A 19,829-nucleotide genomic window follows, 5' to 3' on the forward strand; every position below is an offset into this window, starting at 1 on the left:
GGGTACTTACGTGGTGCTGGCACAGCTCGTGGTTCTCCTTCGGGCCAGGATCATAATCCTGGCTTCAGGGACTCCACGAAACCGGGGTCAGCTCGGTTTTCTTCGCCCGTACCCGCTTGCCCGTACCGGGCTGCGTAGTGGTCTTCTGCCGCGGTACTGAGGGCGTTGCGGCCTCGTCGGGGGCAGGCTGTGTGGCGGTGTCCGTGGCGCCGAGTGCCTTTTGCATGTTCGTCAGCACGGTGTGGTCGTGTTGCAGGGCGAGTAGTTGTTCCTGCAGCGCGTCGATCTCCGCGCCGATGCGGTCCTGTTCCTTGGCGTTGCGTTCAAGGTCGCCTGCCACCTGGGCCGTGTAATGCGATGTCAGTTCGGTGGTGGCGGTCTGGGTGTCAGGCATGATGCTGGCCTTTCCTCGGGGCGCGGCCGCGGGCTGAAGTTACCCTCCAGAGCGGGCGCCTGGGCTGGGCGGTGATTCCGCAGGGCTTGATCGATTCGTGGGTGGCCGCGCCTGGTGCAGTCTGCTCCCGTGTAGCGATAGTACGGGCGGGGCGGAGCTGATTGTTCCGCTCGGAAGATGTCTTGCGCTCAGCCGCCCTGTCATCCATGCGCCGTAGTCAGTGCGGTCGAGGCTCGTCGGGCCGTGCTGTGGTGTGCTGTTGGGGCAGGTGCCAGAAGACTTCGTCGGTTTCTCGGTTGTGGTGCCAGGCGGTCAGTGTGTGTGATGCGGTCAGCCGGTCGAGGAGTTCGGCGGTCTGGTGGGGTGAGTGTCCGCACATGCGGGCGAGCACATTTATGTCGGTACTGCCGGCGTCCCCCGAGGTGTGCGAGGCAAGGGCCAGTGCGGTCAGCTGCAAAGCCGCAGGCCGTCCGGTCGGCGATGCCAATGGAGACGGACGCAGGGCCCAGTGCGCGGCGCGGGCCCGAGCTCGGCTGCCCGGTTGCTGGGAGAGGACTGCCGCATCCAGCAACTGCGCCTGGTACGCGGGTATTTGCCCGCCGTGCGGCGTAGCCAGCGTGTCTGTTCCAGCTCCTCCCACAGCTCGCTGCGGCCGTGCAGCCGCATGCCGCGCAGCAGTCCACCGGAAAGCTGGACGTAGCCGTGGGTGTCGGAGCGTAGGGCGCACTGCAGGGCGAGCAGGCGGGCGCCGGGGGAGGTGAACTGGGGGAGTGCCGCTACCAGATAGGTGAGCATCTCCCGCACGCGGGTGCGTTCGGCCGGGCCGCCCGGCGGCTCGGGCCGGCGCCGAGCGCGTCGATGAGGGCGCGGTGCGAGGAGGGTGGCGGGGACAACGGCCGTATGACTGGTGGCGGCCGCGCAGGCGGCGCAGGCGTCGGCGAGACGCCAAGTGCGGCCGCTGCGGTCGCGGGTGAGGGCGAGGAGCACCGGTCCTGCACAGCCGCGGTGGCGGGGATGCCACTGACAACCGCGCGCCCGGCACTGGCAGGTACGCAGATGCCCCGGCAGAGCGTCGGTACGGGCGTGGCGGGCCAGATGGGTCAGGGCCGCGGACCGTGCGGAGGCGGCCTGCACGGGGTGGCCGTGCAGCGTGCAGCGAGGACAGGCCAGAGCCGGCTCGCCCGGCTGCGGGCGCAGCTCCACCGTCCAGATGCGCTGCACCGTGGCGTGCGTGCTGGCAAGCCGCATCGGCCCGTTGCCCTCCCATCCGAATCCGTGCTGTCCAGGTGCCGTGCCCTCCCGGTGAGCGAGAGCGGGAGTCGGCCGCACCGTAGTGCAGATCCCTGCCCTCCCGCAGTGCCGGGCCGTCCATCGCCCACCTGCATCGATAGTGCAGGAACCCGCACTGACAGGGCAGGGGTCTGCACCTTCGGATGGTGGAGTGACGATCTTGCCGCCCGACCCCGACCTCACTGCGCTGCGTGTGACGCTGGCGCGGCTGAGGGACACGCGCGGCTGGACCTTCGACGAACTCGCCGCCCGCAGCGGCCTGGCCCGGCGCACCCTCATCGACCTCGAACACGGCCGCACCACCGGCAGCGTCACCACCTGGCACGCCCTCGCCCACGCCTTCGACGTCCCCATCGACCACCTGCTGGGCCCCATCTGCGACAACCACACCCCACCCGGCACCCCGGACTCCTGACCGTGCTGCCCCTGCTCGCCCACCGCTTCGCGATTCACCCGAACCGGCGAGCATGCATCGAACCTTCATACGTCGACTGGCTTACGCGTTCGATGCCACTGGGCCGCCCGGGGGAAACGGCCCTGTTCATCCCCGACATCGCGGGGTTTCGCCTGACACGGTCCCCGCTATGCACCCCAACACCCTCTCCACCGGCCGCCCCTGGGACGGCAGCCCCCTCACCACCCAGACGCGCCGTCCGCTGCGCGTGGCCGCCACCAGCCCCAACCGTCTGCTGCGCGCCGGCCAAAGCGTCCGCTGCCGCCGGTGCGGCAACCGCATCGACTTCTACCAGCGCGCCGACCAGCGGCCCATCGCCCTGCACCCCGCCGAACTGACCGCCGCCGACGTCCCCGAATCCTGCCGCTGGCACCTGAGCAGCGGCATCGCCCACCCGCACGGCGACGGAAGCGCCTGGTGCCGCATTCCGCACGCCGTGCTCTGCCCGGACCGCACCCCCACCACCCGGACCGGCCCGCACCTTGAGGCGGTACGCCGCCAACTCGCCGTCCGCACCCGCCGCCTCATCGACACCGGCGTCTTCACCCCGGCCCAACGTGCCGTCTGCGAGCCGCCTGCCGTCAGGCACCAGCCCGCCCGGTCCGTCGTGCAATTGCTGCTGGGCCGCTACCTTGCCGAGATCCCCATTGAGGGCATCCGGTGTGTGGCCCAGACCCGACACCGCCACCGCTGCCCGCAGCCCGTACTCGCCCCCAACACCCCCCAAGGCCTATGGACGCTGCTGCCCGCGAGCCCGCAGCGCGGCCAACTCGCCCTGCCCGCCACACTGATGGCCGTCTACGACCTCAGCCGCCTGCCCTACGCCGAGCAGCTGCGCTGGCGCACCCAACGATGCCCCGCCCACGCCGCCAATCCGGGCGCCGCCGACCTCGCCCTGGCCGACTGGCAGGTCTTCGACCCCCTCCTGCACGCGGCGCACATCCACACCCGCCTGCCCCACGCCACGCCCGGCCACCACGGGAAGGCATGACGATGCCCCACCACGCCCTGGACATCACCCTGACCCGACCCCTCACCCCGGCCGAACTCCACCAGGCCACCCGCACGATGCCGCTCGCAGCCAACCACGACGCCACCCACCTCCTGGCCCTGATGCCCGCCAAAAGCCCGACCAAGGCACTCAACCGACTGCGCCACCAGACCGGCGGACTGCTCCCCATCGACGTGATCACCACGCACTACCCCGACGCGGACGGCAAGATCCTCCTCAACATCGCCTTCCCGCCCGCCACACACGCTGCTCTCCAGGCCACCGCCGACAGCGCGGGACAACCACTCCGCCTCTTCCTCCAGTTGGCCCTCCAGCGGGCCCTGGCCCGGCACGCCGGCGAGGAGGCCGAGCGCCTCGACCGCGCAGTCCAGAACCTGCTTGCCCACACCACCGCACCCCATCTCCTGGCAGCCCTGGGCCGCACCCTCACCCGCACCCCCGGAGCCGCGCCGTGCTGACCCCCACCGACGAACAGCAAGCCGCCGCCGACGCCTTCCACGCCGGCGACCACCTGGCCCTGCAAGCCGGCGCGGGCACCGGCAAAACCACCACCCTGGCCCAACTCGCCCACGCCACCCGGCGCCGAGGCCGCTACCTCGCCTACAACCGAGCCATCGCCCAAGACGCGCGCACCCGCTTCCCGCCCACCGTCACCTGCAAAACCGCCCACGCCCTCGCCTACGCCGCCATCGGCCACCACTACACCCGCCGCCTCAACGCCCCCCGCCGCCCCGCCTGGCAGACCGGACAAGCCCTCGGCATCACCAAAGCCGTCCGGATCGGCGAACGCGACCTGTCACAAAGAACGCTCTCCAACGCCGCCCTGCGTACGGTGGCCCGCTTCTGCCACACCGCCGACCCCGCCATCACCCGCCACCACGTCCCTCACCTGCGCGGCCTGGAAGACCGCGACCTGCACGCCCAACTCGCCGCCCACATCGTCCCCTTCGCCCGCAAAGCCTGGGCCGACCTCCAGCACCCCGACGACGGCGCCGTCCGCTTCGACCACGACCACTACCTGAAGATCTGGGCCCTCACGAGCCCGAAAATCGATGCCGACTTCCTCCTGCTGGACGAGGCACAGGACACCAACCCCGTCGTCGAGCAGATCTTCCTCGACCAGCGCGGCCACGCCCAGCTGGTGATGGTCGGCGACTCCGCCCAGGCCATCTACGACTGGCGTGGCGCCAAAGACGTCATGACCGGATTCGACGGCACCCAGCTCGCCCTCTCCCAGTCCTTCCGCTTCGGCCCCCGCCTCGCCGACGAGGCCAACCGGTGGCTGGCCATCGCTGACGCCCCCCTCCGCCTCACCGGCACCGAGACCGTGCCCACCGAACTTAGTCCCCTCACCCAGCCCGACGCGGTGCTGTGCCGCACCAACGTCGGCGCCATCGCCCAGGTCATGGACCTGCTGACCACCGAACACCGGGTAGCCCTGGTCGGGGGAGGAGACAGCCTGCGCGCCCTGGCCCTGGCCGCCCACGATCTGAAGGACGGCCGCCGGACCACCCATCCCGAACTGGTCCTGTTCCCCTCCTGGGGCGAGCTGCAGGACTACGCCGCCCACGATCCGGCCGGACGCGATCTGCAGCCACTTGTCGACCTCGTCGACACCCACGGCACAGACGCCATCCTCTCCGCTGTTGCTCAACTGGTCCCCGAGCAACAGGCCGAGGTCACCGTCTCCACCGCCCACAGGGCCAAGGGCCGCGAATGGCCGCGCGTGAGAATCGCCAACGACTTCACCCCGCCCAAGGACAGCGACCAACTGGACGACACAGGCCGCGCGGTACCCGGCCCGATCGACGACGGCGAAGCCCGCCTCGCCTACGTCGCCGTCACCCGCACCCGCCACCACCTCGACATCGGCGGCCTGTCCTGGATTGAGGACCACCCTGCCGCATTCCTGTCACCATCACCGCAGGCCGGGGACAGGTACGCGTAGGCCTCACCCCACCGGCGAGGCCGATATATCCGACTCTGGGCAGACCACTTGCCGCCTGGCCCAGACCGCCTCCACCGGATCACGGGTCATGCCGCGACGGCATCGGGGCGCCCCGTCCTCCGCGGGTCCAGCCTGATTCATGACACTCCCGCCTGCGGTGGCTATCCAGGCACTCACGCTGCGCGGACAAGCAGAGCGGTACCCGGCTACCGACTGCGTACGTTTTGTTACCGGCTGGTGTCAGAGCAGCAGCTGGAGCCAGTCCGGGAACTCTGCTCCTGCGATGCGGCCCAGGCCCGTGGCGATTCCGCCGATGAAGCCGAGGATCACGACCGCGGCGGCGCGGCGTAGGCGGGAGGTCTTGCGCTGGGGGGCTTGGGGAATCGTCTGGGTCATGCTGCGAGCTTGAGGTGTGCGGAGGGTGGTGCGCATCGCGCAACGGTTGCCAATGGTGCGCAACGCGTTGCCAATTCGTGCGCAACAGTCCGACAGATCCAAGTGGTGGCCAACACTGGGTCAGTGACAACCAGTAGACGTCGAAGTGGGGCCAGTGCCCTCGGCCCGCTCCACCCGGATGCGGGCCCGGAGCGCCGGGAACTCGCCCTTGCTCTGCGCGAGTTGTTCCAGAGGCTCGAGATGCCCCTGCGGACGTACGCGGAGAAGGAAGCGCGCGCCGCCAGCTCCGTAAGCCGCGCGCTCAGTGGCGAGCGGCCCGCGCAGGAGGACTTCGTGAAGAACCTTCTCCACGACGCGGGCGAGCCTCCTCGGCCGCCGCTGTCCGAGGAGGAGACCGCCCGGGTGTGGGCGCTGTTCCGCAAGGACGAAGAGAGCCGCATGGATCCGGCGAGCCGCATCCGGCTCCTCGAGCGCAGCAGGCGCGAGCTGGAGGAGCGCCTGCGCGAGCTGGAGGACAGCCGGGCCGTCGCGGACACGGACGGCACCGCGGCCGAGCTGGACTCCCTGCGCCACCGGCTGCATCAGCGCGAGCAGGAGCTGGCCCGGGTCGAGCAGGAGCGCGACCAGCTGGCGCGGCGCATCGGGAAGCTGCTCGCCGAGGCTGGGCTCCGGGACAGCCGCGGGCCCGTGGTGATCCGGTCGTCGTCCGCCCGGTGGTACGACCCGGAGGCACGGCCCGGCCGGGGGCGGTACTGGCCCGCGTACGCCGACCTCCTGGCGCGACGGGGGTGGCCGGCCTCCAGGGTGGCCGACCTGGACGAGGCGACGGACCAGGTGGTGGAGAAGCTGGCCAACCCGGGCGCGGCGGAGGCCTACCAGGCCAAGGGCTTGGTGATCACGCCCGTCCAGTCCGGCGCGAGCGCCCACATCACCGGCTCCGTGGCCAAGGCGGTCGACGCGGGCTACCGCCTCGTCATCGTGCTGACGGGACCGAGCAACGCGCTGCGGTACCAGCTGCAGCGGACCCTCGACCGCGATCTGGTGGGGCGGGAGAACATCCTGCGTGGCGCGGGCGAGGCCGAGGACTCCGAGTACGTGGACGATCCCGACTGGTTCAAGGCGGACGGGTTCTTGCGGCACGGCCGACGTCCCGCCTCGGAGGGCGGGTTCGACATCGTCCGTCTGACGACGCGCGACAACGACTACGCCGGCCTGCGCCAGGGCCTCGCCGCGCTCGAGTTCGAGAAGCGGATGCCGCAGCTGCCGCTGAACGATCCCGAGAACCTGCACGCCACGTCCGTACGGCTCATGGTCGTGAAGAAGAACAAGACCATCCTGTCCAAGCTGGTCAAGGACCTGCAGAGCATCCACTCGCCGCTGGTGGAGATCCCCACGTTGATCATCGACGACGGCACGGAGTGGGATACGGGCGCCGTGAACACCCGCAGGAAGGCGACCGGAACGGGGAAGGCGGGCCTCACGTCCGTCCAGGCCGCCATGGCGGAACTGCTGGGCCTCTTGCCCAGGGCGCAGTACGTCGCCTACGCCACATCGCCCTTCGTCGGCACCCTCATGGACCCGGCCGCCTTGGAGGACCTGTTCCCGAGGGACTTCATCGTTTCCCTGCCGCGCCCGGCCGGCTACGTGGGTGTGGAGGACTTCCACGACATCGACTCGGTCGTCCCGGAGGAGCGGCGGACCTTCGCCAACTCTCCGGAGAAGGCGCACGTCCGCAACCTCGTGCTCCGTGACAAGGACGATGACCAGGGCGAACGACAGGCGATGGACATGTTCGTGCTGACCGGTGCCGTGAAGCTGTACCGGGCCGCGCGCGGCGGGGGCGAAGTAAGAACCGACTATCGCCACCACATCATGATCGTTCACTCTTCGGATCGCGTCATTCGGAAGCGGGAACAGGCAGCGCGCTTGCGCCGCCTCTGGTACGAGGGTTCCTACGACCGGGCCGACGGTCTGGTACGGCTCCGCGAGCTGTACGAAAGGGACGTCGAGCCCGTTTCCTGCGAACGGGCCGACGGCCTGCCCGTCCCCGAGTCCTTCGACGAGCTCGCGCCGTACGTCGTTGCTGCGTGGTCGCGGATCGACTCCGACGGCAACCCCGTCGTGATCGAGAGCGGATCCACACACGGCGAACACGGCGGGCATGAGCTGGACTTCGCGCGGCGGCACATCTGGAAGATCCTCGTCTGCGGCTCACGGCTCTCCCACGGCGGCACCGTCGAGGGTCTGACCGTCATCTACCAGGGGCCACGCACCGATAGCGCGGTGGGTCTGGCCGGGATGGGACGCTGGGCCGGCTTCCGTATCGGTTACCAGGACCTGATGCGGCTCTACTTCGCGCGAGTCCCGGACGATACCGGTGGGGGCCTCTTCGACGCCTTCGCAGCGATCTTCCGCGACCAGCGCTCGTTCCAGGAGGATCTGGCGCGCTACGCCGTCGAAGTCGACGGCAGGCCACCGCTCACGCCCGCCCAAGTGCCGCCGCTGCTCGCGCAGCACCTGGGCGCGATGGACGCGGAGCAGCGACGGAACGCCCTCTTCAACGCCGAACTGGTCGAGATCCGCTCGCCCGGCCGGTGGATCGAGCCGCTCGCCCACCCCGTGGACGCGGCGGCGAAAGCCCGCAACGTCCAGCAGTGGCGGCCGCTGCTGGACGTTCTGGCGGAGCCCCGCGTGCTCAGCGGCCGATCCACCTCCCTCCGCGCCCGCACCGGCCTGGTCCCGCACGCCCGCCTGATGCATGTCTTCTCCGAGCTGGAGGGCACCGGGCCGCAGCTGCGCCCGCACCTCCCCTACCTGGAGCAGCTGGGACCAGAGCCCGGGGGCCAGTGGCTGCTGGTCGTGCCGCAACCCGCTGGTGACGGACCCACGGCGTCGGTTCTCGGCTTTGAATCGCTGCCCCTCTTCCGCCGAGCGCGTCGGGCCGGCCGGGGGGACGGCTTCGGCAGGATCACGAACCCGTCGCACGAGTCCGCGGTCGAGGCCGCGGTGGGCCGGGCCGACGGGGCGCTGTCGCTCCTGGGGGCAGTGCTCCTGTACCCCATTCACGAAGGGGAGGACGGCTCCGTCAAGGAGGGTGAGGCGGACCCGTCGCAGATCGTCATGGGGGTTGGCATCTACACCCCGGAGAAGGAGGAGGGCCCGTTGCTTCGCTTCCGGTCCGTACGCAGCCCTTGATGCGACCGGCGTTGAAGCCGGGGATGTCCCTCGGTCCCTGGGGCGGTGCACGGCGCAGCCAGGCCCAGGCGGAGGCCAGCACGTTCGACATGGGAGCACCGCCCCGTCCGTATGCGTGCGCTCCGTGCCGGGAAGTCCGCAGCTCGCCGGGGCGGCATCTACACGGCCCAGTCGATGTGGTAGCCGTAGGTCTGGCGTGACTGCTCTCGGTTGGCCAGGCGCGGCAGGATCAGCGGCATGAGCAGGTCGCGGAGGATGCGCCCGGCGGGGTCTGCGGCCTTGTTGTTGGCGATCCGGGGCGGCCCCGTGCCGGACTTGTGTGGCCTCCTGGAAGGCATCCTCGGCACAGTCGTCGCCCCCGCCGTCGTTGCCGCCCTGGCCGACCTCGCCGATGTCGAGGAGGTCCTTGTCGCCCAGCCTCAGCAACTGCACTTCGTTACCAGTGACGCCGTAGGCAGCCTTCTCCGTCCCGAAGGACTGGCCCCAGTGCCGGAAGACTCAAGGGGATCGCACGGCGGGACCCCGCCCTGGACCTGCGGGTGGAATCCGAACGCCGCGAGCAGGTCGACAACTGGATGCAGCAACTCGGACTGGACGCTGGGCTCATTGGCATGGAAGCGCTCCTCGACCGCATCCGTGCCACACCCACCGCTGACCGTCGACGCGCTGATCCCCGCCGGCCTGCCGGCGGGGACGGTGAACTTCGTGACGCACGCGCCCGAGGACGCCCCCGCCGTCGTGGAGGCCACGATCGCGCACCCGGCCGTCCGCCGGGTGAACTCCACGGGCTCCACCCACGTCGGGCGCGTCATCGGGCGGCTGTGCGGCGAGCACCTCACGCCGTCCGTGCTCGAACTGGGCGGCAAGGCTCCGCTGGTGGTGCTCGACGCCGACATGGACGCCGCCGTCGACGCGGCGGCCTTCGGGGCGTTCGCGAACTCGGGCCAGATCTGTATGTCGACGGAGCGGATCATCGTCGACGAGACGATCGCGGACACGTTCGTCGAGCGGCGCGTCAGCGGTGTCGACGAGGCAGTCGAGGCCGCGAACGACAGCGAGTACGGTCTGTCGGCGGCCGTCTTCGGCCGTGACGCGGACCGCGCCCTCGCCGTGGCGCACCGCATCGACTCCGGGATCTGCCACGTCAACGGACCGACGGTGCACGACGAGCCCCAGATGCCCTTCGGCGGCGTCAAGGCATCGGGCTGGGGCTGCTTCGGCGGCATGACCGGAGCATACAAGTTCACGGATCTTCGCTGGATCACGGTCCAGGAGGGGCCGCGGGCGTACCCGTTCTGGCCTCACGCCGAGGGCGCGCCTACGACGGCGGACGGCGGCACACCCGAAACGGGGACCCGGTCGCACGAGGAGCGAGCAGCAACGACCCCGCCAAGAACCTCCAGACCATCATGGACTACTCCGACTGGGGCAGCGCCTTCCCCTCCAGTACTCCAAGTTCAACAACACCCTCAACAAGGCCAAGCCTGCCAGCCTCACATTCAACATCTACGGCACCGGCTGGTCCTCACCGCTGTGCAGGTTCACCGCTTCGCCAGGGGGCGGGAGCGCGGACGCCCTTGGACCGTGTACTACAGGATGCGGGCAGCGGGACCAGCACAATTGCTTTGATCTGCGGAAACGGGACATGATGCGATTACGTGGCACACTCCGCCACGATCCCTGTCGACCTCGTAATGCGTAGGTCTCGGGTTCGAATCCCGAAGGCGGCTCTACCCAAGACCAGGTCAGATGTGCTCTGACCTGGTCTTTTATGCTGAACTCCTGATGGTTGGTCAGCTTGCGAGGTTGGCTGACGGAGGAGGGAGTGCGAGGGGTGCGTATCGAGATTCGCTGAGCCAGGCCTGTGACCTGGCCTTTTGTTGGTCAGTCGGGGTCGCGCTGGGTGAGGTAGGCGCCGCCAAGCGCTTCGTACGGCATGATCGGCCGTTGTGGAACCCGAAGTGATCGCACGAGCGACGCGTTACCACTGATCGTCGAGCACACCGGGGACCGTACTCCCCGAGCGCTCGCCGAGGCCGAGGGGGCGGACGTCAGGCACACCCTGCGGAGCATCGACGCGACCGCCGTCGAGGAGCAGCACGACGAGGCCGGCGCGTTCTGGGCGGACATCGTCCGTGAGTCGGCGACGGCGACGAAGCTGGAGAGCGGGCTGGCCAAAGTGTGGCTGGACGCCCCGGTCGAGACCCGTGACGACGTCGGCAACGCCCAGATCGGAGTCCCGGCGGCCCGGGCGGCCGGATACACCGGCAAGGGCGTGAAGGTCGCCGTTCTCGACACCGGCTGGGACCACGACCATCCCGACCTGGACGGTGCGGTGGTCGCGGAACGGAACCTGGTGGCCGACTCCGACAACGCCGACGACGACAACGGCCACGGAACCCATGTGGCCGGCATCATCGCTGGCAGCGGCGCCGCCTCGGACGGCCGGTACGAGGGCGTGGCCCCCGACGCCTCTCTGCTCGTCGGCAAGGTCATGGACGCGAGCGGCAGCGGATTCAGCATCGCGGGCATGGAATGGGCCGTGGCCCAGGGGGCCGACGTCGTCAACATGAGTCTCGGCACGCGTCTGCCCAGCTCCGGAACGGACCCCTTGTCCCAGGCGGTGAACACCCTGTCGGCGCAGAGTGAGGCACTCTTCGTCGCGTCGGCCGGAAACTCCGGACCCGGTGCCTCCACGGTCGGGGCGCCGGCCGCGGCCGACGCGGCACTCACCGTCGGAGCGGTCGACTCCACAGGGGCGATCGCCTCGTTCTCCAGCCGGGGCCCCCGGCTCGGGAACGGAAGCATCAAACCGGACGTCACCGCCCCCGGAGTCGCCGTGATCGCGCCCCGGGCCAAGGGCACCCCCGTCGGTGACGTCGACCCCGAGGGCCCGCAGGGCCCGGTCGACGACAACTACACGGCGCTGTCCGGCACGTCGATGGCGGCACCGGCGGCGGCGGGCGCAGTGGCGCTGCTCGCCCAGGCGCACCAGGACTGGGACGGCGAACGGCTCAAGGACGCGCTCATGTCCACGGCCGGCCCGCAACCCGCGCAGAGCGTCCACGTCCAGGGCAGCGGTCTCGTCGACGTGGCCAGGGGCACGAGCCAGCCGGTCACCGCATCCCCCGCGAACATCAATGTGGGGCCGTTCACCTGGCCGCACAAGGCGCACCCGGCCGAGACCACGACGATCACCTACCGGAATGACGCCGATGCGTCGGTGACGCTGCGCATCCGTCCGTCGTCGGCGACGCCGGACCTGGCGGCACCGCCCGAGGGAACACTGAGTCTGTCCGCCACCGAGATCACCGTGCCGGCCCACGGCACGTCCACGGTGGACGTGACCGTCGACCCGTCGGCCGGGCTCCCCTCCACCGGCGGCTCGTACGGCTGGCGACTGGAGGCGACGACGTCCGACGGCGCCACCCGGGTCGAGACCGTGCTCGGGGCGCATTTCGAGGAGGAGAGCTACGACGTCGACCTCACGGCCCTCGACCGCAACGGAACCACGCCGCTGGCGCCGTACCAGAGCACGGTCGTCATCGATCCTCTCGACCGGACCGGCTCCTCGACGTCCGTGTTGATCAACTCCGTCAAGCCCGAGGCACACATCCGGCTGCCCAGGGGCAGGTACGGTCTCACCGCCCTCACCACCACGGTGGATCCGGAAACGAAGGCGGCCACCGAGCTCACCCTCGAGAGCAGGCCCGTGGTCGAGCTCGACGAGGACGTCGCGGTCCGGTTCGACGCGCGCGAGGCCAAGCCGGCGTCCGTCGGTGTCCCGGACGACACCGTCGCACCCTGGTTCCGTGACTTCGGCGGCCAGACCACCGCTGTCGACTCCACCGGCCGACGCGAGACATCGGGCTTCGGGGTCTTCACCCCGCACTACTCGACGACGGCGTTGTCCGCCGTGCCCACCTCGGCCGCGGACCGGGACGACGCCTACCGCTACTACTACCGCACCACGCTGGCGGCACCGGCGGACCCCGGCGCGTTGGCCGACAGCCCCGTCTACGCACTGGTGGAGGACAAGCAGGGAGGCATTCCGAACCGGCTCTCCTACGAGGTCCCGCGGCGGCAGCTGGCCAAGGTGGACGCCTTCTACGGCAAGCGTGACGGTCAGCGTGACGGAGCGGCCCGGATCATCTCGGGCTTCGTGGGCGGCCAGACCAGCCTCATCACCGTGGTGCGCAACGTACCGCTCGCCGCACGACGGGCGGAGTACTACAGCGCGGACCCGGACGTCTCCTGGACGGGGATCCTCGGCAACTACATGACTCCGGACGGCACCTCTTACTACGGGCTCGGACACATGGCGTCCAACCCGCGGACCTACAAGCCGGGCAGCACCTCGAAGGAGAGCTGGAACTATCCGGTGGTCGGTCCGGCGCTGCCTGCGAACGGGGAGTTCCTGACCCGTACCGGAAACCGGATCGCACCCGCGTTGTCCCTGTGGGGAGACTCCGACCCGAACCACTACAACTGGAACGACCGCGCGTTCAGCCAGGGCACGGCGACCCTCTACCGGGACGGGACCGTGGTCGGCAAGCTGACCAGCCCGTGGCCGGACGAGGCAAGCTTCGACAACTTGGACGAGTACTGGACCGTGCCCGGCGACGCGGCCGACTACCGGCTCGAAGTCTCCGCGTCGCGAGACACGTCCTGGCACGGTGCGCGGTCGCAGCGGATCGAGGCCGGCTGGACGTTCCGCTCCGCGAGCACCGACACGACCGCCCCGCTGCCGCTGACCGTGCTGCGTTTCCAGCCGCCGACCGACCCGAACGGCGTCGCTCCGGCCGGGAAGAGCTTCACGATCCCGTTCGCCGTGCAGCAGCAGGGGCCCCGCTCGAAGCAGGGCGTCGCCTCGCTGACGGTCGAGGTGTCGTACGACGAAGGGGCGACGTGGACGCGCGTTCCCACCAAAGTCCGGGGCACTGCGGGGCAGTCCGTCGTGACCCACCCCGCGGCCCCCTCCGGCAGCGGCTGGGTGTCGCTGCGCGCCAGCGGTGAGGACCACTCCGGCAACGCCTTCAGGCAGACGGTGATCCGGGCCTACCGCGTCGGCTGACGACCACCCGGGGCCGGGGTGGGAGACACAGCGTCCCCCACCCCGGCCCCACAACACGGTCGTCCTCCGAAGACGGCGGTTCGGCACCACGCCGGCATCTGGCCGACAGCCGGCCCCGTGACCAGGGCGGGTAGCCGCCGGCTCCGCGGTCGCGCGAGCCGGGCCACCGGCCGGGGTTCCAGGCCTCGTCGGGCGCCTCCGCCCAGTTGTCATGGTTCCAGCCCCGTGCGCGCAGTTCCTCCCGGACGCCGTACTCGACGATCACGTCCTGGGCGTCGAGGAGTTCACCCGCGCCCCGCTGGCGCTGGACCTCGGCGAGCCAGGCGGCCCTGCGCCGGGACGCCTCCCGGCGCGGCGTACGGCGGGGGGTGTACCACCGGGGGGAGGCGGAGCGCCGTTCCCGGAGCGACTTGTGCTCCTCGGCGAGGTCCTTGACCTGTTGGGGGATGCCGTCGTCGACGGAGATCCACACTGCCCGTACCGCTGCGCGAGGCATGTTCCACCGCCCGGGTCATCGAATATTGCAATGCTCAACGCAGCGTAGCGGCCCGTCGGGGTGACGGACCGTCAGACCAGTGATTCCACTCGGCGCCGTGCACGGTCGTACGACGGCCTCCGTCCCGTCCCGGACGCCCGTCCGTCCCCCGGCGCCCTCGGGGGACGGACACGCTCCGAACACGTTCGCCAGCGCTCACATCACGCCATGATCCCCCTGTGCCGCCCTGCGCTCGCAGGTCACACACCTTCCACTGACAAATACCGGACACCACCACCAATTATCTGCACACCAATCTCCATTATCAAAGTTATTCAAGCGTGCATACAATGAGAAATTAGAGACCTATTTCAGGATGCATTTTCAGGGAAATCCAGGAGCCGATTAGCCAGGTAGCTTCCGGTGCCGGGGAGACGGGACCTGTAGGTGTCGGTGGCGTGGCCCACCCGGTATTGCGCCCGGTTCGTACGGCCCGGGGTCCGAGCCGTACGACGGCAGGGCGGGGGAGAGGCACGCGCCGCCGGGCCCGGACGGCGCACCCCACAGTTCCTCGGGCGGGCACCCATGCGCGGAGCCCGTCACATCTGTTCCGTCCTGCACCGCAGGCACGAGCGGGTCGGGGCAAGGCCCGCCGGCCGGCGGGGAGGGCGGGGATGCGGATGGCGAGCTACTGGCGGAGGCGTTCGCCGCTGAGCTCCAGGCCCTTGGCGCCGGCGTGCAACGGCCCGGGCGGCCGAGGCCCACTCATGGGCGCCGCCCCCGCGTTGTGACGTCGGATTCACGGTCGCTGTGGCAGACACCCGCCCTGCTGCTCCTATGGCCCGGGCCAAGGCGTCCCGGCCGCCCGTCTACGGTCGGCGCTCTGCGCCTGTGCTGTCGGCTACGCCTCGACATTGCCGACGACCGAGCCCGTTTCCTCAACGTGGGCCCGGTGCGCCTGTGCGCGGTCGGTGAGGTGGTGGATGTGGTCGATCCCGGCTCGCATATACGCCTCGGCCCCGTCCTGCTCGGCGCCGGGCAGCCGCAGCAACCCTCCTTGGCTCTCGACCTGTTCGGCCAGGACGGACTCCAGCCAGGCGGCGAGCGCGGCGAGTTCGGGGGCCAGGCACATGGCCAGGACGTGGGGAACGCCGGACGGGTTGATCATGAGAGGGACCGTCCGGGCCACGATCAGGGCGAACCCGGACTGGTCGAGCTGTGTCCGCAGGCCGGCGAGGGCGGGGTTGTCCGGCATCCCCAGTCCGGGCAGCAGGTACAGCACGCCGACCCCAGCGAGCAACTGCGCCACGGCGCGCGCGGCAGCCATCTCCTCGGCGCCAGCCGCCTGAAGGGAGGCGAGCGGGTCCACCGAGCCGGCCTGGATCCAGTCCTCCAGGGTGCCGTCGGCCTCGGCCTGCCGCGCGGACTGGGCGACCGGCACCCAGTCAAGGCCGGGCATCAGGGTGGCGATCGCATCGACGAAGGCCCCGCCACCGACCTCGTCAACACCCATGCCGGCAGCCGCGGCAAGCCGTACCGCCCCGTACCGCCGCCTCAGTTCCACGCCCCGGTCGAGCACCGCCTCCGGTTCCTCGAGGACCCGCCGCATCTCGTCCGGGTGCGGCGGCCCGCCCGGCCCCCGCCCCAGCACCCGCCCGGCCTCTGTGTAGAAGGCGTCCTGCGTCTCCTGGTCGGCACCGGCCGCAGCACGGGCCTGGACAGCCAGGCGCTGCGCCGACGAGCGGCCCATGGCCCACACCAGTGCCTGGTGCAAGGCCGACCACGGCGGCTCCGGCACCACCATGGCTCCGGGCAGCGCTGGACGTCCGGCCTCGGCGTACCAGGCGATCACCGTCCAGCGCAGGTCCCGGCCCGACCGCGCGTGCCGCCCGAGCGCCGCGGCGACCGCGACGGTCTCCTCGGTGAAGACCGACACCGAGCCGCGCCCGCGCCCCAGCCACAGCCGCTCATGCCCGGCCAGCAGCCCCGCCGCGCGCCACCGCTCCAACTGCGCCGCCGACACCGTCACCCCGAGCGCCGCAAGGCGCTCGATCAGCTCCTGATCCGCCCCGCTCGGCTCTCCTCTGACCACCCGTCCACTTTAGAACCCCGCGAGGTACCCGGAAATGATGCGTGCCGCACACGGTGAACTCAACCCAACACCCGCCGCCGCACAGGCCTGAACCGGTCCTGAACTGCCCAAAGGAGCGCCCTCTGATGCCCACCCGCACCACCCGTACGGCCACGGCCGCCGCCGCGTTCCTCCTCGTCCCCACCACAGCCAGCCGTACCGCACTCGTTTACGTGGGCCTTGCTCTTCTGCTGCTCCTGGCCCTCGCTGCGGTCCTTGCCTTCGGCGCCGCCTACGCTCCGAACCCGGCCCGCCGTACCGCCGCTCGCCGCACCCTCCACCTCCTCCTGTGCCTCGCCCCCTGGTACCCAGACCGCCCATAAAACGGAAAAATGCAGGGAGAGCGGCCCTCAACAAAACGCATCCCGCCCCTGCCTAATATCAACCCAAGTAGCCCAGCCCATCACTCACCCTTCAACTCCAGAATAAAACCCTCTTTCAAGAAATCTGATACACTATCCAACCGGCCTTTCAGGCATCCACCCCTAGCTTGTCAATGGGCCTGGATAGAAAATTCCATCGGGCCGCCCAGGCCATCGATAGAAGAAGCCATATCCACCAGCCCCCGGACCATGCGTGAATACCTTTCCGATGCGACCCGGAAGAAAAAACCGTAGCTAGCCCCAGACCCAATCTAACGGCCTCCGGGGATTCGCTCGGGACGTGTTTTATGGGCGGCCGACAGGGCAAGCCGGGCACAAGGCGGGTCGGCAACCCAGGGGCCGCAGAACCTGCGCATCCGGGACTGCCCTGCTCCGCCGCCAACGGAGACAGGTGTCGGACTCTCCCTACAAGCCCCGCAGCGCGGGGAGACAGCATGCTCCAACCGGGCTGACCAAGAGTGCCCTTACACACGGCTGCGCCCTGTTCCGTTGCCCGCCAGGAGAACCCGATGCTCACCACCCCTGTACAGCACCACTTGGTCGCGCCCGTGCCCGAGGGCGGAGAACTGTCCTTCACACGTGAGGACACGGCATCAGGCTCTGGACACGGGCGCTCGCCCGCCGAGTCGACGAACACCCCCAGAACACCCCCACTAGCTCAGGGAAGTTGAGGCACCGGCATATGAGGGAGCCCCTGACCCGGCGCCCCTGCGCGACTTCGTCAGCGGCTACATAGAGCTCGTAACACGATCATGCAGCCCAGCCCCAGCAGCCCTGTCGTGGTGGAGCGTGGGAGCGTGGCCTTGGATCGTGGGCGACGGCTTGCGCGGGGAAGAGGGGCTGGATGAGCGTGATGTGGGCGGCGACGTCGCCGGAGTCTGGACTGTTCCATCCGGATGAGAGGCGCTCAGAGGTGAAGGATCTGTCAGATCACTTCAACGACCTGCGTTCCTGTGGCCAGGGGTACCTCGAGGTTCGGTCGCCGGACAGGGAGTTCCCGGTGCTGATCCTGGCCTTCCGAGCTAATCACGCGGTCGTCCACCTGATGAGTGACACCGATCGGATGTCTCTGCTCGTAGGAGACGGCACCGTCCCCTCGGGTGCCGAGGTCGACGTCCCGATCATGGACGACCTCGCCGTGTTCACGGGCAACTTTGTCCTGGATACCGATCGGGCCTGGGAGCTGGTGCACGACTTCACGCAGACGTGGGCGGCCGGCCCCCTGGGTAAGTGGTGTGAGTTGTAGCCAATAGCTCGTGACACGATCATGACCAGTGCTTCTTCAGTCGCCTCCAGCAAATGAGTCCGCAGGCCAAGGAGACGAAGGCGTCGTGGAGTTCGGTTCGGCGTTCCCAGCGGACGGCGAGGCGTTTGAACTGGTGGAGCAGGGCGAAGGTCTGCTCCACGACGTAGCGGAGCTTGCCGAGGCCCTTGATGTTCGGGGCGCCCTTGCGGGAGATCACTGGCAGAATCCGGCGCTTGCGCAGATCCTCGCGGTTGGGGTTGGAGTCGTATCCCTTGTCCCCGAGCAGCGAATCAGGGCGGCGGCGTGGCCGGCCGGGACGCCCGGCCGTCGGCGGGATGCCGTCGACCAGGGAGAGGGTCTGGGTGACGTCGTTGACGTTCGCCGCGGTGGTGATGACCTTGAGCGGGGTGCCGCGTCCGTCGCAGATCAAGTGGTGCTTGCTGCCCGACTTCCGGCGGTCGACCGGCGACGGGCCGGTGTCGGCTCCCCCTTTTTCGCACGGATGTGGGAGCCGTCCACACACGCACGGGACCAGTCGAGTTCGCCGGCCGCGTTCAACTTGGCGAGCAGAACGCGGTGCAGCTGGTCGAAGACGCCGGCCTGCTGCCAGCGACCCAGGCGGCGCCAGCAGGTCTGTCCCGAGCCGAACCCCAGCTCCAGGGGGAGGAGTTGCCAGGCTATGTCGTTGTGGAGCACGTAAAGAATGCCCTGCAGACACAGCCGGTCCGCCACAGGCCGCGGACCCGGCGACTTCTCCGGCCACGGCGGAAGCAACGGCTCGATCAGTGCCCACAAGTCGTCGTCCACGATCCACGGCCGAGTACTCACACATCACGAACGGCCGAATCATCACACCAGTCACGCCCCACCAGCACGTTTCAACAAGATCGTGTTACGAGCTCATAGAGCGGGCCGGCCACGGCCCGCACACCCGGCTGTCCCTGGGCCGGCATCCCCGACGTCCGTCCGCTGATCAACCAGACTCACCTCGACAACGACACCAGCCCCCGTTCCCCTCACTATCTATGCCACCTCCGAACACCAACAGCCCAGAGGAAGGAGCCGCGCCCGAGCTCCTCCTCAACTGCCGAGGCCTAAGCGACAGGAAGGGAGGGGGCCATGCCTTACAGCCCGGTGAGGGCAGAAGCGAGCGGTGCGTGGAGAAACGGAGCTGCTCTGGCTGCTCACAGTGGATCACCACGGTGGGGCGAGGGCGGAAGCGGAAGTGCTGTTGGGCTCGATTGACTGGGGGCGCGCAGCCCCGGGGCGGACTAGTACCCCAGCTCACCCCCGGCCCGCCCACGGGGAGCACAGGGCCCCTCGCCCTCACTCCAAGGAAGGGGAGCAGCCCCACAGCCGTCACACCGCACACGGGCCCAAAGCCCCACCCAGCCCCCGGCCAACAGTCAAGAAGCCCCCTCAAAGCAACCGAACCCTTCGAATATTGCAATCCTCAATACTCCCCAACGAGCCGTCAGGCCCGCGACATCCCACCCCCAACCCCCGGTCATGATACTTGGCATGACACCGCGCCACACCTAACAGTCCGTCAATAACCGGAGCGCGCCAGCGCTCCGACAAACCCCAACACGCAAAACCCAAAAAGGGCCGCGCCAGCGGGCCCAACAAAACCAAAAGGAATTTTGCCGCCAGGCAAAAACAGAAACCCAAAATCCACCCACAACCCCAGAATTTGCCGCCAGGCAAATTCACACGCAAAACCAAGGGCCGCGCCAGCGGCCCGACATAAACCACAGAGAATTCGCCGCCAGGCGAATTCCGGGGGCGAGGAATTCCGCCAGGAATTCCCAAAGGGGCTTTATGCCCCCCG

Annotated in this window: 17 protein-coding genes; 9 read left to right on the plus strand and 8 right to left on the minus strand. The window is 69.5% G+C overall.

What is annotated here, in order from left to right; genetic code table 11:
• Window positions 1-64: 64 nt before the first annotated feature.
• The 3 genes from ACIP67_RS42675 to ACIP67_RS42685 all read right to left on the minus strand — a co-directional run bounded on the left by ACIP67_RS42675 (window position 65) and on the right by ACIP67_RS42685 (window position 1,642).
• Complete coding sequence (locus ACIP67_RS42675; RefSeq protein WP_401700003.1) at window positions 65-394, minus strand: hypothetical protein; 330 nt, start codon at window positions 392-394, stop codon at window positions 65-67.
• 217 nt (window positions 395-611) lie between these two features.
• On the minus strand, window positions 612-851 hold the full coding sequence (locus tag ACIP67_RS42680) for a hypothetical protein (protein ID WP_401700006.1): 240 nt from the start codon (window positions 849-851) through the stop codon (window positions 612-614).
• Entirely contained in the window at window positions 842-1,642 is an 801-nt protein-coding gene (locus ACIP67_RS42685) for a hypothetical protein (RefSeq protein WP_401700008.1), read from the minus strand. The genes ACIP67_RS42680 and ACIP67_RS42685 overlap by 10 nt, the downstream gene beginning before the upstream one ends.
• Window positions 1,643-1,835: 193 nt before the next feature.
• On the opposite strand from ACIP67_RS42685, the gene ACIP67_RS42690 reads away from it, so the two are divergent.
• The 4 genes from ACIP67_RS42690 to ACIP67_RS42705 all read left to right on the plus strand — a co-directional run bounded on the left by ACIP67_RS42690 (window position 1,836) and on the right by ACIP67_RS42705 (window position 5,098).
• Window positions 1,836-2,099, plus strand: coding sequence for a helix-turn-helix domain-containing protein (locus ACIP67_RS42690; protein WP_046702854.1), 264 nt, complete (start codon window positions 1,836-1,838; stop codon window positions 2,097-2,099).
• A 169-nt stretch (window positions 2,100-2,268) separates the two neighbouring features.
• Window positions 2,269-3,129, plus strand: coding sequence for a DUF6083 domain-containing protein (locus ACIP67_RS42695; protein ID WP_401700010.1), 861 nt, complete (start codon window positions 2,269-2,271; stop codon window positions 3,127-3,129).
• Window positions 3,126-3,608 (plus strand): hypothetical protein, encoded by a 483-nt coding sequence (locus ACIP67_RS42700; RefSeq protein ID WP_401700012.1) that lies wholly within the window; start codon window positions 3,126-3,128, stop codon window positions 3,606-3,608. The genes ACIP67_RS42695 and ACIP67_RS42700 overlap by 4 nt, the downstream gene beginning before the upstream one ends.
• Window positions 3,605-5,098, plus strand: a complete 1,494-nt coding sequence (locus tag ACIP67_RS42705; protein ID WP_401700037.1) for a UvrD-helicase domain-containing protein — start codon at window positions 3,605-3,607, stop codon at window positions 5,096-5,098. Before ACIP67_RS42700 ends, ACIP67_RS42705 begins: the two co-directional genes overlap by 4 nt.
• Window positions 5,099-5,338: 240 nt before the next feature.
• Here ACIP67_RS42705 and ACIP67_RS42710 read toward each other — a convergent pair whose 3' ends face one another.
• Window positions 5,339-5,494, minus strand: coding sequence for a hypothetical protein (locus ACIP67_RS42710; protein ID WP_401700015.1), 156 nt, complete (start codon window positions 5,492-5,494; stop codon window positions 5,339-5,341).
• Window positions 5,495-5,617: 123 nt separating this feature from the next.
• Here ACIP67_RS42710 and ACIP67_RS42715 point away from each other — a divergent pair, with 123 nt between their 5' ends.
• Entirely contained in the window at window positions 5,618-8,689 is a 3,072-nt protein-coding gene (locus ACIP67_RS42715) for a Z1 domain-containing protein (protein WP_401700017.1), read from the plus strand.
• A 158-nt stretch (window positions 8,690-8,847) separates the two neighbouring features.
• Here ACIP67_RS42715 and ACIP67_RS42720 read toward each other — a convergent pair whose 3' ends face one another.
• Entirely contained in the window at window positions 8,848-9,027 is a 180-nt protein-coding gene (locus ACIP67_RS42720) for a hypothetical protein (RefSeq protein WP_401700019.1), read from the minus strand.
• A gap of 298 nt (window positions 9,028-9,325) precedes the next feature.
• On the opposite strand from ACIP67_RS42720, the gene ACIP67_RS42725 reads away from it, so the two are divergent.
• Both ACIP67_RS42725 and ACIP67_RS42730 read left to right on the plus strand, forming a co-directional pair.
• Entirely contained in the window at window positions 9,326-10,318 is a 993-nt protein-coding gene (locus ACIP67_RS42725; protein WP_401700021.1) for an aldehyde dehydrogenase family protein, read from the plus strand.
• Between the two features lie 307 nt (window positions 10,319-10,625).
• The gene (locus ACIP67_RS42730; protein ID WP_401700024.1) at window positions 10,626-13,763 is read left to right on the plus strand and encodes a S8 family serine peptidase; all 3,138 of its coding nucleotides are present in this window, start codon (window positions 10,626-10,628) and stop codon (window positions 13,761-13,763) included.
• Here ACIP67_RS42730 and ACIP67_RS42735 read toward each other — a convergent pair.
• Together ACIP67_RS42735 and ACIP67_RS42740 are read right to left on the minus strand one after the other, a co-directional pair.
• On the minus strand, window positions 13,726-14,259 hold the full coding sequence (locus tag ACIP67_RS42735) for a hypothetical protein (RefSeq protein WP_401700027.1): 534 nt from the start codon (window positions 14,257-14,259) through the stop codon (window positions 13,726-13,728). The two genes, ACIP67_RS42730 and ACIP67_RS42735, sit on opposite strands and share 38 nt — an antisense overlap.
• Before the next feature lie 880 nt (window positions 14,260-15,139).
• The gene (locus tag ACIP67_RS42740) at window positions 15,140-16,330 is read right to left on the minus strand and encodes a hypothetical protein (RefSeq protein WP_401700029.1); all 1,191 of its coding nucleotides are present in this window, start codon (window positions 16,328-16,330) and stop codon (window positions 15,140-15,142) included.
• Between the two features lie 125 nt (window positions 16,331-16,455).
• Between ACIP67_RS42740 and ACIP67_RS42745 the strand changes: the two genes are divergently transcribed.
• Together ACIP67_RS42745 and ACIP67_RS42750 are read left to right on the plus strand one after the other, a co-directional pair.
• A complete protein-coding gene (locus tag ACIP67_RS42745; RefSeq protein WP_401700031.1) occupies window positions 16,456-16,692 on the plus strand; it encodes a hypothetical protein in 237 nt (78 codons plus the stop codon).
• Window positions 16,693-17,596: 904 nt separating this feature from the next.
• Window positions 17,597-17,998, plus strand: a complete 402-nt coding sequence (locus ACIP67_RS42750; protein ID WP_401700033.1) for a hypothetical protein — start codon at window positions 17,597-17,599, stop codon at window positions 17,996-17,998.
• 19 nt (window positions 17,999-18,017) lie between these two features.
• Here the strand turns inward: ACIP67_RS42750 and ACIP67_RS42755 are convergent.
• A protein-coding gene (locus ACIP67_RS42755) for an IS5 family transposase (RefSeq protein ID WP_401700035.1) occupies window positions 18,018-18,826 on the minus strand; the annotation gives its coding sequence in 2 pieces (ribosomal slippage) (window positions 18,018-18,506 and window positions 18,509-18,826; 807 coding nt in all).
• Window positions 18,827-19,829 lie beyond the last annotated feature (1,003 nt).

The sequence above is a fragment of the Streptomyces sp. NPDC088812 genome (assembly GCF_044750285.1).
GTDB lineage: Bacteria > Actinomycetota > Actinomycetes > Streptomycetales > Streptomycetaceae > Streptomyces.

What these genes read in the sequence shown, in the direction of transcription:
- ACIP67_RS42745 (WP_401700031.1), top strand. Translation starts at nt 16,456, where the DNA reads ATGCCCACCCGCACCACCCGTACGGCCACGGCCGCCGCCGCGTTCCTC.
- ACIP67_RS42735 (WP_401700027.1), bottom strand. Translation starts at nt 14,259, where the DNA reads ATGCCTCGCGCAGCGGTACGGGCAGTGTGGATCTCCGTCGACGACGGC.
- ACIP67_RS42750 (WP_401700033.1), top strand. Translation starts at nt 17,597, where the DNA reads ATGAGCGTGATGTGGGCGGCGACGTCGCCGGAGTCTGGACTGTTCCAT.
- ACIP67_RS42730 (WP_401700024.1), top strand. Translation starts at nt 10,626, where the DNA reads ATGATCGGCCGTTGTGGAACCCGAAGTGATCGCACGAGCGACGCGTTA.
- ACIP67_RS42695 (WP_401700010.1), top strand. Translation starts at nt 2,269, where the DNA reads ATGCACCCCAACACCCTCTCCACCGGCCGCCCCTGGGACGGCAGCCCC.
- ACIP67_RS42675 (WP_401700003.1), bottom strand. Translation starts at nt 394, where the DNA reads ATGCCTGACACCCAGACCGCCACCACCGAACTGACATCGCATTACACG.
- ACIP67_RS42720 (WP_401700019.1), bottom strand. Translation starts at nt 9,027, where the DNA reads ATGCCTTCCAGGAGGCCACACAAGTCCGGCACGGGGCCGCCCCGGATC.
- ACIP67_RS42700 (WP_401700012.1), top strand. Translation starts at nt 3,126, where the DNA reads ATGACGATGCCCCACCACGCCCTGGACATCACCCTGACCCGACCCCTC.
- ACIP67_RS42685 (WP_401700008.1), bottom strand. Translation starts at nt 1,642, where the DNA reads ATGCGGCTTGCCAGCACGCACGCCACGGTGCAGCGCATCTGGACGGTG.
- ACIP67_RS42710 (WP_401700015.1), bottom strand. Translation starts at nt 5,494, where the DNA reads ATGACCCAGACGATTCCCCAAGCCCCCCAGCGCAAGACCTCCCGCCTA.